The organism is Paenibacillus silvestris, from assembly GCF_009882985.1.
In the GTDB taxonomy this organism is placed as follows: domain Bacteria; phylum Bacillota; class Bacilli; order Paenibacillales; family NBRC-103111; genus Paenibacillus_E; species Paenibacillus_E silvestris.
Genome location: NZ_WTUZ01000010.1, coordinates 578,914 through 593,571 on the forward strand (window position 1 = coordinate 578,914; position 14,658 = coordinate 593,571).

Consider the following 14,658-nt stretch of genomic DNA (forward strand, 5'->3'; position numbering starts at 1 on the left):
ACTTATGCAGTCCGCATCTTGTCGCAGATTGACTACCTTATTGCGAACTTTGACAGATAATCTATTTTAACGAACAAAAAGGACCGGATTCCCGGTCCTAATTACTCAGAATATGCGTTTTATCTAGCTCCAACCGGCGTTTTATCAGAAGAGATTTTACCAAGTGCTTGACCAGCTTCATCTTCGAAACTACCGCGTACAGCCAAATCCCCGATGGCTACGATGCCCACGAGCTCACCGTTCTCAACCACCGGCAGACGCCGAATTTGATTTTTGGCCATGATTTTAGCCGCTTCTTCAATTGAAGTATTCGGATCTATCGTTGCAATATCCTTCGTTATCACTTTCTCAACGGCCGTTGAACCTGAATGCTTTTCCGCATATCCGCGAACTACCAAATCTCGGTCGGTAACAGCACCAATGAGCTTCCTACCATCAACAACGGCAACGAATCCGATATCGTGCTGTTTCATTTTCAAAGCAATTTCGTATACATTATCCTGCAAAGTCACTGTCACGCAATCTTTGCTCATAATCTCTCGAACTGTTTTACCAGCCATATCAATGATCCCTCCCCTAGAGTTATCTTGCAGACATTAGCATTCTCCAAAGGGGCTACGGCATTCATGCCATATAATCCAAAGCCATTCCTAGCAGCAATTCAGCTGCATTCAGCATAGACTTCTCATCGATATCAAATTTAGGATGGTGATGCGGATGTACAATGCCCGCTTCTACATTGCCCGCGCCTACAAACATGTAACAACCCGGTCTATGGTGCAAATAATAAGAGAAGTCTTCTCCGGCCATAATAAGTGGAGATTCCTGCGTAGCTTCTGCCCCAAATAGGGCCGTACCTACCTTAAAGAATCGACTAGCCTCGTTCGCATCATTAACTACCGTAGGATAGCCCAGCTTGTAATCAATTTCGTAGGCAGCTCCGAACATTTCGCAAGTGGACTGCACGATCCGTTCGATGCGCTGCTTGACATCTAGTCTAAGCTCCGCGTTAAAGGTCCTGACAGTCCCGCTTAACGCACTCGTTTCTGCAATGACATTGAAGCTCGTCCCTCCGTGAAAGGAACCGATGCTTACGACACAGGGTTCGATCGGATCTACTTGACGGCTTACAATCGATTGCAGATTCACAACTAATTGCGAGGCAACGTAGATGCTGTCAATCGTTTGATGAGGCAATCCACCGTGGCCGCCTTTACCTTGAATCTGGATTGTAAATTCGTCGGGAGCTGCCATCAATGGACCCGCTTTGGAGTAAACGTTGCCTACTGGGAATGGTGTCCACAAATGCACGCCAAACACAGCATCAACACCTTCCAGGGCTCCATCTTGGATCATGGAGTCTGCGCCGCCAGGGGTGATCTCCTCCGCATGCTGGAACAAGAAAACCAAATTTCCTTTCAGCTCAGCCCGGCGCTTACTAGCTACCTTCGCGATTCCGAGCAGTGTTGATGTGTGGGCATCATGCCCGCAAGCATGCATAACCCCTTTGGTAAGCGACGTGTACGAGCAGTCTTTCTCATCTTGAATAGGCAGAGCATCCATATCAGCACGCAGAGCAACCGTTGGTCCGTCTCCACTGCCGCGAAGCAGTCCGACAACTCCGTTGCCGCCAACACCTTGGCGAACTTCGATATTCCAACTGCGAAGATGAGTCGCTACGAAATCAGCCGTCTTGTATTCATGGAAGGAGAGCTCAGGGTTTTGATGCAGATAGCGCCTCCAGCCAACCATTTCTTCATAAATGGCTTGTAAGTCCGCTTGAAAATCAATCATAGATAAATCCTCCGCTCGTCCTTATATCTTGGTATTTCCTATTTGCCTTGGTGATTGAACCTATTCTACCAAATTAATGCTCTAGTTTCATCTCCAAAGTGCCATCAAATATTAGAAATTAGACGAAGCTATCGACTTGCAGAACCATTAGAAACATACTATCATGAATAAAGAATGCATACGTACAATATGGAGGCGTTATAAGTGATTATTGAAGCAACTGGCCTAAAAGGCTTAAAAAGCGATTTGGCTCACCTGGATGAAGTAACGACGAAGCTTGGTTTCGTGCGCTGGCAGTGGGAATACACTCGTGCTACTTATGATTTCAAAATGGAAGATAAAGCAAGCAACTCCGTCTACTTCTTACGCGTCAATGCACGTGTAGAAACGGGCAAACTGGAATCTCCTTACGCGATTTTGTTTCTAGAGGATGCATACATAGGCAGAGAAACATTCCCACATGGCTTGGACTACGATTCAGCAATTCCTGAATCCGTGCTCAAACTTTCCAAACAAAAATTGGATCAGCTGAAGCAAGCGTTGGCGGACTAGGCGAGGATACAGCATGAATCCACCTCGAAGAGGAACGCCGGATTTTCTGCTGCTTCTATTAACCTTTGTGCTTGTATGCTTCGGTCTGGCCATGGTTTTCAGCGCAAGCTCGATGACAAGCGCCTACTACGGAGATCCCTGGGCATTCACGAAAAAGCAGCTAATTGCAGTTGGAATTGGAACCATCGGCATGCTCTTTTGCATGAATCTCCATTACACGAAGCTCAAAAAGCTTGTCATCCCTGCGTTCTTCATGATCGTGATTGCCTTGATCTTCGTTATCTTCACAACCAGTGCTAACGGGGCCAGCAGTTGGTACACACTTGGTAAATTCGGCATTCAGCCAACAGAGTTCGCCAAGTTGATTGTCATCCTGTATTTGGCTTCATTAATCAGCAACAAGGACGAAAAATTCCGCAATTTCAAAAAGGGACTGCTCCCTGCCTTAATTGTTGTTGGCTTCGTCTGTTTTCTGATCATGCTCCAGCCGGACTTTGGTTCATGCATGATTCTTTTTATTTGCTCGGCGATTGTGATTATGGTTGGCGGTTCAAATTTGAAGCATATCTTCTTGCTGGGGACAAGCTTACTGACCCTTGGTGCAATCGGTGTAGCCCTATACATGTTAAAAGGCGGCGCCAAGGGCACTAACTATCGAATTGACCGTTTGACTTCGTTTCTGGACCCTTTTTCAGACCCCCAGGGCTCTGGGCATCAAGTTGTCCAATCCTTGTACGCATTCGGACATGGCGGCTTGCGCGGGGCTGGTTTTGGACAAGGCATTCAGAAACTGCACTATTTACCTGAGGCTCATAACGATTTTATTTTTGCCATTATCGGTGAGGAATTAGGATTCATAGGAAGTGCTTTATTCATACTTGTTTTCATTTTCTTCATTTGGCGGGGCATCCTTATTGCTGTTCGCAGTCCGGATATGTTCGGCATGCTTGCGGGTGTCGGTATCATGGTGATGTTCGGCTTTCAAGCCTTTGTTAATATTGGAGGCGTCACAGGCACCATCCCTCTAACTGGGGTAACCCTTCCGTTTATATCAGCAGGGGGATCTTCTATGATGGTCTCACTGATCAGTATGGGTATTATACTCAGCATATCTCGGGAACAAACACGCAAAGAAGAACCTGCTACCAAAAAAAGACCCTAATCGATAGGAAACTTCGATTGGGTCTTTTTCCTATTTTACACGATTAGGATCGTCTAGAGCTTCATCTTCTCTGAAAGCAACGCCTTCTACTTTAACGTTCACTTCAACCACATTTAAGCCTGTCATATTTTCGACAGCTTCCCGAACGTTCTCTTGGAGATCCCTGCATACATCCTGAATACGGGAACCGTAATTGACGATAACGCGTAAATCGATGGCCGCTTCCACTTGACCTACCTCTACTGATACGCCTCGTTGCACGTTTTTACCGCTCAAGCGCTTAGCTAAGCCTTCTGAAATGCCACCTGACATTCCTGCTATGCCAGCTGTTTCAAGAGCTGCAAGACCTGCTATAGTGGATACTACATCATCAGAAATACGAATTAAACCGGTTTGATTGTCTTCGGACATATGGATCAACTCCTATTATAGGGTTCTTTGAATGGAATGCCAAACTTCTCCACTCTGGTATAAATCTATTGTAATAAGTTCAATAGATGAAAGCAAGAACTGCTGCAAATGTCCAAATCGAATTTACTTTATCAGGCAAAGTGGGTATAGTAAAAAGAAGTAAAAAAGTACCAATATTTCAAGAGTCGGAGGGTGTACATTGAAAGGAAAATTGTTTTATGCGGGTTTAATCATTTCTTTTGTATTGACAGGGATTGCGCACTACGCGCATATGGATACAACCCTGCAATTCGTCATTGCCTGTATCGCGATTATCTTCGTCGCTGGGTTCCTAGGCAAAGCGACTGAAAGCGTGGCCCATTATGCAGGCGAACGGGTTGGTGGATTCCTTAACGCCACGTTTGGTAACGCAGCCGAGCTAATCATTGCCATCTTTCTTGTGAAGGACGGCTTGTACGATATCGTTAAGGCCAGCCTTACCGGGGCTATCATCGGGAATCTCCTGCTGGTACTCGGACTTAGTATTTTTGCAGGCGGACTCAAATTCAAAGAGCAGACGTTTAACGTAAAGCTGGCTTCTCACAATTCGTCCTTGATGATCCTAGGCGTCGTGGCGCTTTTCATTCCTGCGATTTTCTCAGGAGGCTTAACGACGAATGAGACATCCAATATGAGCATGATTGTATCGATTATACTAATAGCCGCCTACCTGCTCTGGCTTCTGTTCTCCATGGTTACTCACAAAAGCGTACTTTCTGATGAAGCAATTGAGCACGGAGAGGCTGCTTGGTCCAAATCAACCTCCATTCTCTTCCTGGTTCTATCCACTGTCATGGTTGCTTTCACGAGCGAGTGGCTAGTCGGCACCTTAGATGAAGTTACTCACAAATTCGGATTCTCTGAGCTTTTCGTCGGAGCCTTCCTCGTAGCGATTATCGGAAACGCAGCCGAACACAGTGCAGCCGTTATGATGGCGATGAAAAATAAAATGGGCGCAGCCGTCGAAATTGCCATCGGCAGCTCCTTACAAATTGCGCTATTCGTAGCTCCAGTGCTCGTGTTGATCAGCTTCATCATGAGCGGCACGCCAATGAATATCGTATTCACGACCTATGAGATAGCCGCCATCGGGGTAGCCGTCTTCATAACCAAATCGATCACACAGGATGGCTCAACCAATTGGTATGAAGGTCTCCTCCTGCTCTTTGTCTACATCATCCTTGGCGTCGTATTCTTCCTCGTCTAACGTTCAGTTAACTCTCTCTACATACGCATAACAAAAAAAGTAACCCGCATGATGGGTTACTTTTTGTTATTCAGCGCTTCATATAGCTGAGCAAGGTTACGTTCAAGCTTATTGAGAATTTGCTTGCCTGGCATCTCGGAAATAAGTCCCGCACGAATGGCAAAATCAATTTCTCTAGACAGACCGTACATTTGCGTATCTAGAACCTCTTCATACAACGGGCATTGACGTGTTGTCAAATTTTCCATTTGTACTTCGATCAGCTTTTCGATTTTATCTGCATCTTCTTGAAGAAGATTAAGCGCTTTTTGATTCATGTCCAACAACAGATCAGATGAAGACATTCCACTTCCCCCTATACGCATAGTCATCCGTCCTTATATGTATCTATATTAAGCGAAATTGCTCCAATATACAAGAGAAGGTACCCTCAGAGATTCTGAGAGTACCTTCTTTAGGCACTAAACTAGTCTTCTACAACATTAACTCCCAGGTCATGCTTAGCGAAAACTTCGGCCATAGCGACTTTCGCTTCTTGCTCGTCTGGACCATGAACATGCAAATCATATTTGCTGGAGCTAAGTAGAGTTGTGAACAACCCCAAAATACTTTTCACATCGATATACTTATTATCATATTGGAGAACGATGGATGATCTAAATTTATTAGCTGTTTGTGAAATTTCAACAATTGCGGCGTTATTAGCACTTGGCATATTTCATTCCTCCATTTAATTAACGTATGAGTTGGTCGCCTTGCTTTCTATATGATAACTTGGATAGGTGACAAAGCGCAACTAGAAAATTTCCTGCATTCTCCAACAGTTCCTATTTGGATTTGGGTGCCAGCACCCGCTTCACGCCATTACCTATAAGAATTAAAATGACTAAAATACCGAGCAAAAGGAGAAGTCTTCCTTTATATTTGTGAAAATGAAATAAATCGTGAGCAATCATGGATTCTAAAAAAACGATTGGAAGTTTCCCAATTAATGTGCCCCATAGAAATTGCGTAAACCGTATTCTAGTGAGTCCTGCAGCAAAGTTAATTGCCGATGACGGTAAAATCGGAATCAATCTGCCTAATAGCACATAGATAAATCCACGCTGCTCCATGCGGCGGCTGAACTGAGTAACAAGCGGAAATCGTTCTAATTTCTTCTCAACCCAAGCATGTCCATAATAACGAGCAAAATAAAAAGAGGCAATTGCTCCTAAACAGGACATGATATAGTTCACGAGAAATCCTACTTTAATCCCAAAGATCGCAACATTCGTCCCGGCTACCAGCACAAACGGAATAAAGGGAAAAAAAGTTTGAGCAACTATCAAAGCCATTCCGATGATTTTGCCGGGCCAGCCAAGATCCCTCAAATGATCAGACAGCTGTCTCATATTGCTGTGAGCGAGCTTAATACCTATGGGGTTAAAAAAGAAAAAATAAACCAAAAAAACGACTAAAACTAAAATAATTAGAATTGTAAGTATCCGCTTTCTGTTAGCCACTGACAAATTTCGACCATCCTTCCCTTAACCAAACCATTGTAACATGTTACCGTTAGTTCGAGAAGAGAAAAGTCGGGCAAAAGTGTACGTGTCTTAAGCTAGTCTACCCTCTATTTTGCAACATTATGAAAAGCAAAAACCACCTATCCAAGGACAAGTGGTTCGTACTGAGAGTTAGCCAACTTTAATTTGGTTACGCCCGCTATTTTTAGCTTGATACAGTGCCATATCTGCCCGATAGAACAAAGATTCGACACTAATCTTATCCTCTTCCCAGTTCCAATCCGACACCCCGCAGGAAACTGTAACTTGCGGATTAGTTTCTTTAAGGACTCTCGTACGTATGCGCTCTGCAATGCGAATCGTCTGATCTTTGGCCACCTGAGGCAAGTAAACGGCAAGCTCTTCTCCACCCCATCTAGCGGCGATGTCACTCTCACGAATACAGGTCTTAATAATTTGGCTCACCTGAATCAATATTTTATCGCCGATTTGATGACCATGCGTATCATTAATACGTTTGAAATTGTCGATATCTACCACGATTAACGAGCCGCAGAAATCCTTCTTTTGCAACAAATTCGCTTGCTCATCCAAGTAGTGACGGGCATAGAGACCGGTTAAATTGTCCGTAATAACCATCCGTTTCACTTCCGCATGCAAAGAGGCATTCGTCATGGCCAAACCAATGTGTCCGGAAAGCACTTGCAGCAATTTATAATTATCATAAGAAAAGAAATTCGGCTTGCTATGCGCCACAAGAATGACGCCCTCTACGCGGCCGTTCACCAAAATTGGCGACCCGATGAGCGACCTGGCGTTACTTAACAGCATGGTCTTCGATCTCACCTTATTGGTTGACAGATAGTCCGAAATGATAACTGGTTCTTTGGTCCTGTAGATTTGCCCGGAGAAGCCTTGATCCATCGTAAAAGTCTCATGGAATAACGCAGGCAGATTCGTTGCTTGTACAATTAATTTGTCCGAATCATGATCTGTTTGTAAAATGCAGCAGAAATCAGCGCCGAAGATGCTTAAAATCTCACTGGAAGCTGAACTGAAAATTTCGTTCAATCGCAAGCTCTGATTAAGTTGTTTGGTGATTTCGTTAATTAAACGAAGTTCATTAATCATGACATTCGACTGCTCATACAGCTTCGCATTTTCAAATGCTGAACCTGCCGTATCCGCGAGCAATGAGATGAATTGTAAATCGGTCGCAGTAATCAAATCATGCTCGAATTGCATATATAAGACTCCGTACACGCCCTGTTTACCGGATAAAGGCGCCGCTACTTTGCCCGTGCTTGGGCCTTCGCTGCCCTTAGTCGGTTCAAAGACCACAGTGCTTTCCATGAAAGCACGTGTACATATATCATTCTCTATACTTTGAAAATTCAATGGCTTGACAGACAGATTGGTTGAATCATTGTCTTGTGAAAGCAGCAAATCAACTTGAATATGAGGGTATACGCGGTACATGCATTCAATTGCCTCCGTCAGCACGGAGTCGACATCAATCTTGGCATGCAGCTTCTTTGACGCCTCAAACAAGATGTCATGCTTTTTAAAATCAAGCTCTCTTTGATGATTCTGCAGCAGCAGTTGGTCGTATCTGCGACGATCCTCAATGCTTTGCACACAACTAAGGAAGGAGAACGATAAGGTGTAAAGCCATTGGGCAAGCCCGTCAGGCTCTGTAAGAAAATGGGAGAATAGTCCCAGATAGGCAATGGGTTGTTTTTGTGGGTCCAAGATCGGAATGGCGGCAGCTGTAATAGAATTCTGCCTAGAAATGTTCATTTCTTCGCCAGTCATTACATGTAATTGGGGAATTGCTAAACACCTTGCTAGAGGATTGTCCTCCCGCTCAGCCTTGTCCCAAGACATGCCTGTTTGCGAGTATTCATCCATAAACGGGGCTTTATTTAAACAGGCATTCATGACACGAAGATCCCTATTTACGCACAACAGTGCGGTTTGGTGCGGTAGCATCGCTTGTCCAAATTGATAAACCCAATACTCAAACGCATCTTGCAGCGCTTGATCAGCATTGAATTCTCCATAGGAAAAGTTGCTAGAAAGAACAAGTCCTTGGCGAAGAAACTCTTCGAAGTGCTCTGCCTGGCTATGTTGTTTCATACTACGAAGTGGTTCACTCATAGGCTCTCCTCACTAACAAACTATAGTCCTTTTGATCCAGGCTAAATGTTACCTCATTTATCATACTATTTTTCGACTGTTATTGCACGACATTTTCAATTTGTTCTAACGGATTGAGACTTGACACTTGCCCCGCTTTTTAATAAAATTAGAAGTCGAGTAACAACATGATTTCGGTGAATGCCATTTGTGATCACCCTCACTGCTTTTGCTCCTGCCAAGACAGCGGCTGAACTACTCTTGTCAGGGAATCACATTATGGTTCGTAAGCAAAAACAGGCACTTGTCTTCACCCTGACATCTAGATGCTATCTACTAAACTATTTGTTAAAAAGAAGGAGTTTTTCCTAAATGTCACGTTATACAGGACCTAAGTTCAAATTAAGCCGCCGCGTTGGTATCTCTTTAAGTGGTAACGGCAAAGACATGAAACGCCCATTCCCTCCAGGTCAACATGGCCCAGGACAACGTAAAAAAATGAGCGGTTACGGCGTTCAATTAAATGAAAAACAAAAACTTCGTCACATGTACGGCTTGAACGAGAAGCAATTCCGCAACTTGTTTGATAAAGCTTCCAAACTTAAAGGTATTTCCGGTGAGAACTTCATGATCTTGCTTGAGAGCCGTTTGGACAACTTGGTTTACCGTCTTGGTCTTTCCAACTCTCGTGCAGGCGCACGTCAACTTGTTTCCCACGGTCACGTAACTGTGAACGGCAAAAAAGTAGATATCGCTTCTTACATCGTATCTACAGGTGACGTTATCGCGCTTCGCGAAAGAAGCAAAGGTCTTTCCGCAGTGAAAGAAGCTATTGCTAACCGTAACCACTTGCCAACTTACCTTGAGTTCAACGATGCAGCAGTAGAAGGCAAATACATCCGTTTGCCAGAGCGCGCTGAGCTTCCACAAGAAATTGACGAGAAACAAATCGTCGAGTTCTACAGCCGTTAATAAAACTAAACCCCTCAGGGATTTCCCTAAGGGGTTTTTTTTGTCTCTATTTAAACTGCGCAAGATAGTAGTTCTTTTTGCCGCGGCGAATAACGATGTAAGACTCTCCGAGCCTGCCCAGATCTTTGGCAACCGCATCAAGCTCTGTTATTTTGACCCCGTTAACTGTCACAGCTCCGCTTTCAATATCTTGGCGAGCTTGGCGTTTGGACGGTGCAGCCCCTACGGAAATAAGCAGATCTATCAAAGCCACATCCTCTTGTTCTACGGTCGAAGATGGAACATCCTTAAAGGCTTCTTCAATCTCTGTGCGAGATAGTTCTTGGATATTGCCGCTGAATAAGGCCGCTGTAATATTAATCGCGCTTTCTAGAGCGTCTCCCCCATGCACAAGCTTCGTTACTTCACGAGCAAGCAATTTCTGCGCTTCTCTCTTCTCCGGCTGTGTTTGCACTTCAACTTCTAAGCGCTCAATTTCCTCGTGGCTAATAAAAGTGAAATACTTCAGGAAGCGAATAACATCATTGTCTGCCGTGCCTAGCCAGAATTGGTAGAACTGGTAAGGGGATGTTTTGTTTGCATCCAGCCAAATCGCTCCGCCTTCTGTTTTACCGAATTTTTGTCCGTCACTTTTGGTCACAAGCGGTAATGTTACGCCGTAAGCTCTGCTCTCCGTCGTTTTGCCAATAAGCTCAAGGCCGGCTGTGATGTTGCCCCACTGGTCGCTTCCACCAATTTGCAAAGAACAGTTTTTGGTTTCGTTCAGCTTCAAGAAATCGTAAGACTGCAGGATCATGTAACTGAATTCCGTAAAAGAAATCCCTTTTGTAATCCTTGAATCAACGGAATCCTTAGCAAGCATGTAGTTCACCGTAAAATTTTTACCTACATCGCGCAAGAATTCAATAACGTTCAGGGACCCAAGCCAATCATAATTGTTGACCAGCTCCGCGCTATTTTCGATAGCTGATGAAAAGTCCAAAAATCTAGATAGCTGATCTTTAATGCTTTGCGACCACGCTTCAACCGTCTCTGGCCCATTCAGGGTTCTCTCATTCGCTTTGCCGCTTGGGTCGCCAATCAACCCCGTGCCTCCCCCTACGAGCGCCAGAGGAACGTGACCTGCTAATTGAAAGCGACGCAAAGTTAAAATAGGCAGCAAACTACCGATGTGCAGACTATCCGCTGTCGGATCAAATCCGCAGTACAGCACGACTCGCTCTTCGCTTAGCTTCTTGTCCAAGCCCTCGCGGTCCGTAATTTGATGAAGCAATCCACGAAACTCCAAATCCTTCAAAATCGACATATTCATCCATCTCCTTTGTTATGTGGGCATACAAAAAAGCCTTCTTATCCACAAGGGACGAGAAGACTTGACTCGCGGTACCACCCTAATTAAAACAGCAGTTACGTACATCTATAGGAAAATCATCCGTGTACGGCTAACTATTTTCACTCAAGAACCTGTAACGGGGTTTAATCGGTAAATACTACTAATACAGCTTCTGTTGCTGTATGTTCCTATTTACTGCTCCTGACCGTAATTCACTAACCTGCAGGTACCGGTTCGCACCCTCCACCGGCTCTCTGAAAGCATCCACAAGCTACCTACTGCTGATCAATCTACGCATTTGATTCAATTTATATCATAGATTTCCGGCCATTGTCAAACGATGCAACCACCTTTCTTCGACACATCATTACCGCTAGCAGGGCAATTATGGTATACTATTAGGGTTCATGTAAGGAGGATATTGGAACTTATGCGCAATTTTTTCGCCAAAATGAATCGCCCTTGGGTAAGAACGACCTTCAAAGTAATAGGAATCACGTTAAAATGGACGCTCATTTCTGTCTTTTTAGCAGGAATCGTTGGCGGCTCCGCGGCATTTGGATATGTCAGTGCACTGGTTAAGAAAGATCCTGTCCGCAGCGAAGAAGCCATTCGCCAGCAGATGCAGGAAAATGCCGTAACCGGCTTCGCTTACTTTAATGACGATACCGTCATTGGGCAATTGCGAACCGAAGAAGACAGGCGTCTTGCTCAATTGGATGATATTCCGCAAGTTTTGTTAGATGCTGTTCTTTCAATTGAAGACAAAGACTTCAACAAGCATCACGGAATCGATTTCCGCGGGCTTTATCGGGCCGTCACGCAGAAGTTGCTCAATGAAGAAGTCCAAACCGGAGGAAGTACGATTACGCAGCAACTCGCCAGACGGGTATTCTTAACGCTTGATCGAGATGATGGCCGTAAAGCAAGAGAGCTGCTGCTCGCCCTGCGAATGGAACGCCTTATGTCCAAAGATGAGATTTTGCTCGCCTATCTGAACAAAATTCCTTACGGGAATGGCTCAACAGGTTACAACCTATATGGGATTAAAGCTGCTGCAAAAGGTCTGTTCGACATTGATGATCTAAGCAAGCTTAATGTAGCCCAAGCAGCCTATCTAGCTGGACTACCGCAATCCCCTTCTCAGTACTCCGCATTTACAAGTAAACCGGAGTTTGATGAAGATGGCTTCAAAAAGGCTGTTGTCCGGCAACAACTTGTGCTGAAACGAATGCTGGAAGAAGAAAAAATAACGAATGAACAATATCAAACTGCCATCAAATTTGATCTTAAAGCGTCTATGCCATCTGCGGCTCAAAAAGCTTACACAACCTATCCGTATCTGATGATTGAGACGGAAAAGGAAGCAGCCGACATTTTGCTGAAAATTCAAAAGCCAGACCTTGATCCAACCAAAAATCAGGCCGCTTATAATGAAGCTTTGAAAGGCATACATACCCAGCTGTTACGCGGCGGTTATCAAATTTATACGACAATCGACAAAACCATTTATGATTCCATGCACGAAATCTCAAGCAACGATAAAAACTTTGCCCCAACCGATGACAAAAAAGGCATTGAGCAAGTTGGCGCGATTATGATTGACTCTAAGTCTGGTGCCATCAAGGGAATGATCGAAGGGCGGAACTTCTTCGACGAACAGCTGAATCACGCTACACAAGCGTATAGACAGCCTGGTTCAACCATGAAGCCTATCGCCGCATACATTCCTGCCTTAGAAAAAGGAGCTGTTCAACCGGCAAGTATTGTGGATGACATTCCAATTATTCTAAAAGACGGCGTCAAAGGCTTCCATCTGCCAGAGAACTGGGATCATAAGTTCCACGGATTGATGACAGCCAGAAAAGCATTGAACCAGTCTTACAACATCCCTGCTATTGATATCTTTTTGAATAAAGTCGGTATTAACGACGCCTGGGATTTTGCGAAAAAGCTGGGGATCACTTCGATTCAAAAAGAAGATTACTACGCGCAAACCGGCGTAATTGGCGGGCTAAGTCGCGGTACCTCTGTCAGAGAATTGACAGGAGCCTACGCTTCTATTCCGAACAAAGGACAATACAATGAAACATTCATGATCCGTGAAATCAAAGATTCGAACGGTCAAGTTATATATTCACATGATCAAAAGGCAACACAAGTCTATTCCCCACAAAGTGCCTATCTAATTACGGATATGATGAAAACGGTAATTAGCCAAGGTACGGCTACCGATTTAATGAAGAAATATAAGTCTTACGGCAAGATCGAGATTTCAGGTAAAACAGGTTCTACTCAAGATGATGCCGATGCATGGTTCATGGGCTTTACACCGGACATTACTGTGGGCGTTTGGATTGGCTATGACCAGCCGATTAATAAGCTCTCTGCCAAAACGCTGCAAACGAATCACGCCAAAGATGTTTGGGCCTTAATCATGAATAAGACGATTGAACAGAAACCTGAGCTCTTCCCTACCAAAACGTTCGCCAAACCTGATGGTATCGTGTCAGCTACCGTGTCCAGCTTGTCTGGCAAGCTGCCAAGCGAATTAACGATGAGTTCGAACCTTCAAGTGACTGATATTTTCAACAAAAAATATGTGCCTACGGAAGTCGACAATGTCATGGTGCGGATGAAAATCAGCTCCTATAACGGCTTGAATTACATGGCACAGGATCAAACGCCGGCAGATTTCGTTCAAGAAAAAACGGTTATTAAACGGCAAAAATCGATTTCCCAACTGCTCAAAGAGGTCCAAGATGCTATGAACAAGCTTCCTGAGAAGAGCAGAAAGTCAATCGATAATTACAAACCGACCGATTATGATGACGATGCTCCTTCAGAAACAGACCCAAGGGTTGATGACGGCAAAGAGCCATCCGCTCCAACGAACATAACAGCAACGAAGTCCGGAGAAACAGCCTCCATTACATTCCAACCAAGCACGAACGCGGATATCGTTGGTTACCGCATCTATCGCTCAGATAACCGCGGCAAGTTCCAACTATTAGGCGGCAAGGTTGTTTTGGCCGGGGCGGATGCAAAGTTTGTTGATACAATTCCTGCATCAAGTTTAATGGGATACTACGTGACTGCTGTCGATGTTGCCGGTAAAGAATCCGTACCAAGTCGTTCGGCCTATACCGACGGAAGCTCGCTTGATTCCCTATTCGTCCCCTCTGAAGAGGGCACACAAGTTCCTGGCTCAACCAATTCACCTGCTGGCACAACTGAACCGCCATCTACCCCAGTGAAAGATGCACCAGGCGCTCCAACTGGACTTAAAGCCAAAGCAGACGGAGCAGGCATTGCGCTCTCTTGGAAAGCAAATGCTTCGAAAGAGAAAGTCAAGAAATACAACGTCTACTATAGCAATAAGGAAAAAGGCACCTATACCAAGCTCGGCTCGGTAGACGGCGGCACAGAATTTCATTATTATGCAGCGGCTTACAATGGCTTCTACAAAGTAACAGCTGTCAATGACTCAGGTGAGTCCAAAGCATCTGCTTCCATTGCCTATAATGACTAAAAAAAGAAC

The 14,658-nt window shown here is 44.6% G+C and carries 13 protein-coding genes and 1 other annotated feature; of the genes, 5 read left to right on the forward strand and 8 right to left on the reverse strand.

Features of this window, described 5'->3' with window-relative positions; all coding sequences use genetic code 11:
* Nucleotides 1–119: 119 nt before the first annotated feature.
* Both GQF01_RS06110 and GQF01_RS06115 read right to left on the reverse strand, forming a co-directional pair.
* The gene (locus GQF01_RS06110) at nucleotides 120–560 is read right to left on the reverse strand and encodes a CBS domain-containing protein (protein WP_161405934.1); all 441 of its coding nucleotides are present in this window, start codon (nucleotides 558–560) and stop codon (nucleotides 120–122) included.
* Nucleotides 561–624: 64 nt separating this feature from the next.
* Nucleotides 625–1,794 carry a M20 family metallopeptidase gene (locus GQF01_RS06115; RefSeq protein WP_161405935.1) on the reverse strand — a complete coding sequence of 390 codons (1,170 nt, stop codon included), beginning with the start codon at nucleotides 1,792–1,794 and terminating at the stop codon, nucleotides 625–627.
* A gap of 204 nt (nucleotides 1,795–1,998) precedes the next feature.
* Between GQF01_RS06115 and GQF01_RS06120 the strand changes: the two genes are divergently transcribed.
* Nucleotides 1,999–2,346, forward strand: coding sequence for a YugN family protein (locus GQF01_RS06120; RefSeq protein WP_161405936.1), 348 nt, complete (start codon nucleotides 1,999–2,001; stop codon nucleotides 2,344–2,346).
* A gap of 13 nt (nucleotides 2,347–2,359) precedes the next feature.
* Nucleotides 2,360–3,508, forward strand: a complete 1,149-nt coding sequence (gene ftsW / locus GQF01_RS06125) for a putative lipid II flippase FtsW (protein WP_161405937.1) — start codon at nucleotides 2,360–2,362, stop codon at nucleotides 3,506–3,508.
* A 30-nt stretch (nucleotides 3,509–3,538) separates the two neighbouring features.
* Here ftsW and GQF01_RS06130 read toward each other — a convergent pair whose 3' ends face one another.
* Nucleotides 3,539–3,919, reverse strand: coding sequence for an Asp23/Gls24 family envelope stress response protein (locus GQF01_RS06130; RefSeq protein ID WP_161405938.1), 381 nt, complete (start codon nucleotides 3,917–3,919; stop codon nucleotides 3,539–3,541).
* Nucleotides 3,920–4,118: 199 nt separating this feature from the next.
* Here GQF01_RS06130 and cax point away from each other — a divergent pair, with 199 nt between their 5' ends.
* A complete protein-coding gene (gene cax, locus GQF01_RS06135; RefSeq protein WP_161405939.1) occupies nucleotides 4,119–5,165 on the forward strand; it encodes a calcium/proton exchanger in 1,047 nt (348 codons plus the stop codon).
* A gap of 56 nt (nucleotides 5,166–5,221) precedes the next feature.
* Here cax and GQF01_RS06140 read toward each other — a convergent pair whose 3' ends face one another.
* The 4 genes from GQF01_RS06140 to GQF01_RS06155 all read right to left on the reverse strand — a co-directional run bounded on the left by GQF01_RS06140 (nucleotide 5,222) and on the right by GQF01_RS06155 (nucleotide 8,833).
* Nucleotides 5,222–5,509, reverse strand: a complete 288-nt coding sequence (locus GQF01_RS06140; protein WP_028558177.1) for a YlaN family protein — start codon at nucleotides 5,507–5,509, stop codon at nucleotides 5,222–5,224.
* Between the two features lie 122 nt (nucleotides 5,510–5,631).
* Nucleotides 5,632–5,880, reverse strand: coding sequence for an HPr family phosphocarrier protein (locus GQF01_RS06145; RefSeq protein ID WP_127452161.1), 249 nt, complete (start codon nucleotides 5,878–5,880; stop codon nucleotides 5,632–5,634).
* A gap of 112 nt (nucleotides 5,881–5,992) precedes the next feature.
* Nucleotides 5,993–6,559: a TVP38/TMEM64 family protein gene (locus GQF01_RS06150; protein WP_235959028.1), complete on the reverse strand. Its 567-nt coding sequence runs from the start codon at nucleotides 6,557–6,559 to the stop codon at nucleotides 5,993–5,995.
* A gap of 285 nt (nucleotides 6,560–6,844) precedes the next feature.
* Nucleotides 6,845–8,833: a sensor domain-containing diguanylate cyclase gene (locus GQF01_RS06155; protein WP_235959040.1), complete on the reverse strand. Its 1,989-nt coding sequence runs from the start codon at nucleotides 8,831–8,833 to the stop codon at nucleotides 6,845–6,847.
* 351 nt (nucleotides 8,834–9,184) lie between these two features.
* On the opposite strand from GQF01_RS06155, the gene rpsD reads away from it, so the two are divergent.
* The gene (gene rpsD, locus GQF01_RS06160) at nucleotides 9,185–9,784 is read left to right on the forward strand and encodes a 30S ribosomal protein S4 (RefSeq protein WP_145656736.1); all 600 of its coding nucleotides are present in this window, start codon (nucleotides 9,185–9,187) and stop codon (nucleotides 9,782–9,784) included.
* 46 nt (nucleotides 9,785–9,830) lie between these two features.
* Here the strand turns inward: rpsD and tyrS are convergent, their stop codons facing one another.
* Nucleotides 9,831–11,090 (reverse strand): tyrosine--tRNA ligase, encoded by a 1,260-nt coding sequence (gene tyrS / locus GQF01_RS06165; RefSeq protein WP_161405941.1) that lies wholly within the window; start codon nucleotides 11,088–11,090, stop codon nucleotides 9,831–9,833.
* 50 nt (nucleotides 11,091–11,140) lie between these two features.
* Nucleotides 11,141–11,419: a binding site (T-box leader), on the reverse strand.
* Nucleotides 11,420–11,547: 128 nt separating this feature from the next.
* Between tyrS and GQF01_RS06170 the strand changes: the two genes are divergently transcribed.
* Complete coding sequence (locus tag GQF01_RS06170) at nucleotides 11,548–14,649, forward strand: transglycosylase domain-containing protein (protein ID WP_161405942.1); 3,102 nt, start codon at nucleotides 11,548–11,550, stop codon at nucleotides 14,647–14,649.
* Nucleotides 14,650–14,658: the final 9 nt, after the last annotated feature.

What these genes read in the sequence shown, in the direction of transcription:
- GQF01_RS06110 (WP_161405934.1), bottom strand. Translation starts at nt 560, where the DNA reads ATGGCTGGTAAAACAGTTCGAGAGATTATGAGCAAAGATTGCGTGACA.
- GQF01_RS06115 (WP_161405935.1), bottom strand. Translation starts at nt 1,794, where the DNA reads ATGATTGATTTTCAAGCGGACTTACAAGCCATTTATGAAGAAATGGTT.
- ftsW (WP_161405937.1), top strand. Translation starts at nt 2,360, where the DNA reads ATGAATCCACCTCGAAGAGGAACGCCGGATTTTCTGCTGCTTCTATTA.
- GQF01_RS06130 (WP_161405938.1), bottom strand. Translation starts at nt 3,919, where the DNA reads ATGTCCGAAGACAATCAAACCGGTTTAATTCGTATTTCTGATGATGTA.
- GQF01_RS06140 (WP_028558177.1), bottom strand. Translation starts at nt 5,509, where the DNA reads ATGTCTTCATCTGATCTGTTGTTGGACATGAATCAAAAAGCGCTTAAT.
- GQF01_RS06145 (WP_127452161.1), bottom strand. Translation starts at nt 5,880, where the DNA reads ATGCCAAGTGCTAATAACGCCGCAATTGTTGAAATTTCACAAACAGCT.
- GQF01_RS06150 (WP_235959028.1), bottom strand. Translation starts at nt 6,559, where the DNA reads ATGAGACAGCTGTCTGATCATTTGAGGGATCTTGGCTGGCCCGGCAAA.
- GQF01_RS06155 (WP_235959040.1), bottom strand. Translation starts at nt 8,833, where the DNA reads ATGAGTGAACCACTTCGTAGTATGAAACAACATAGCCAGGCAGAGCAC.
- rpsD (WP_145656736.1), top strand. Translation starts at nt 9,185, where the DNA reads ATGTCACGTTATACAGGACCTAAGTTCAAATTAAGCCGCCGCGTTGGT.
- tyrS (WP_161405941.1), bottom strand. Translation starts at nt 11,090, where the DNA reads ATGTCGATTTTGAAGGATTTGGAGTTTCGTGGATTGCTTCATCAAATT.
- GQF01_RS06170 (WP_161405942.1), top strand. Translation starts at nt 11,548, where the DNA reads ATGCGCAATTTTTTCGCCAAAATGAATCGCCCTTGGGTAAGAACGACC.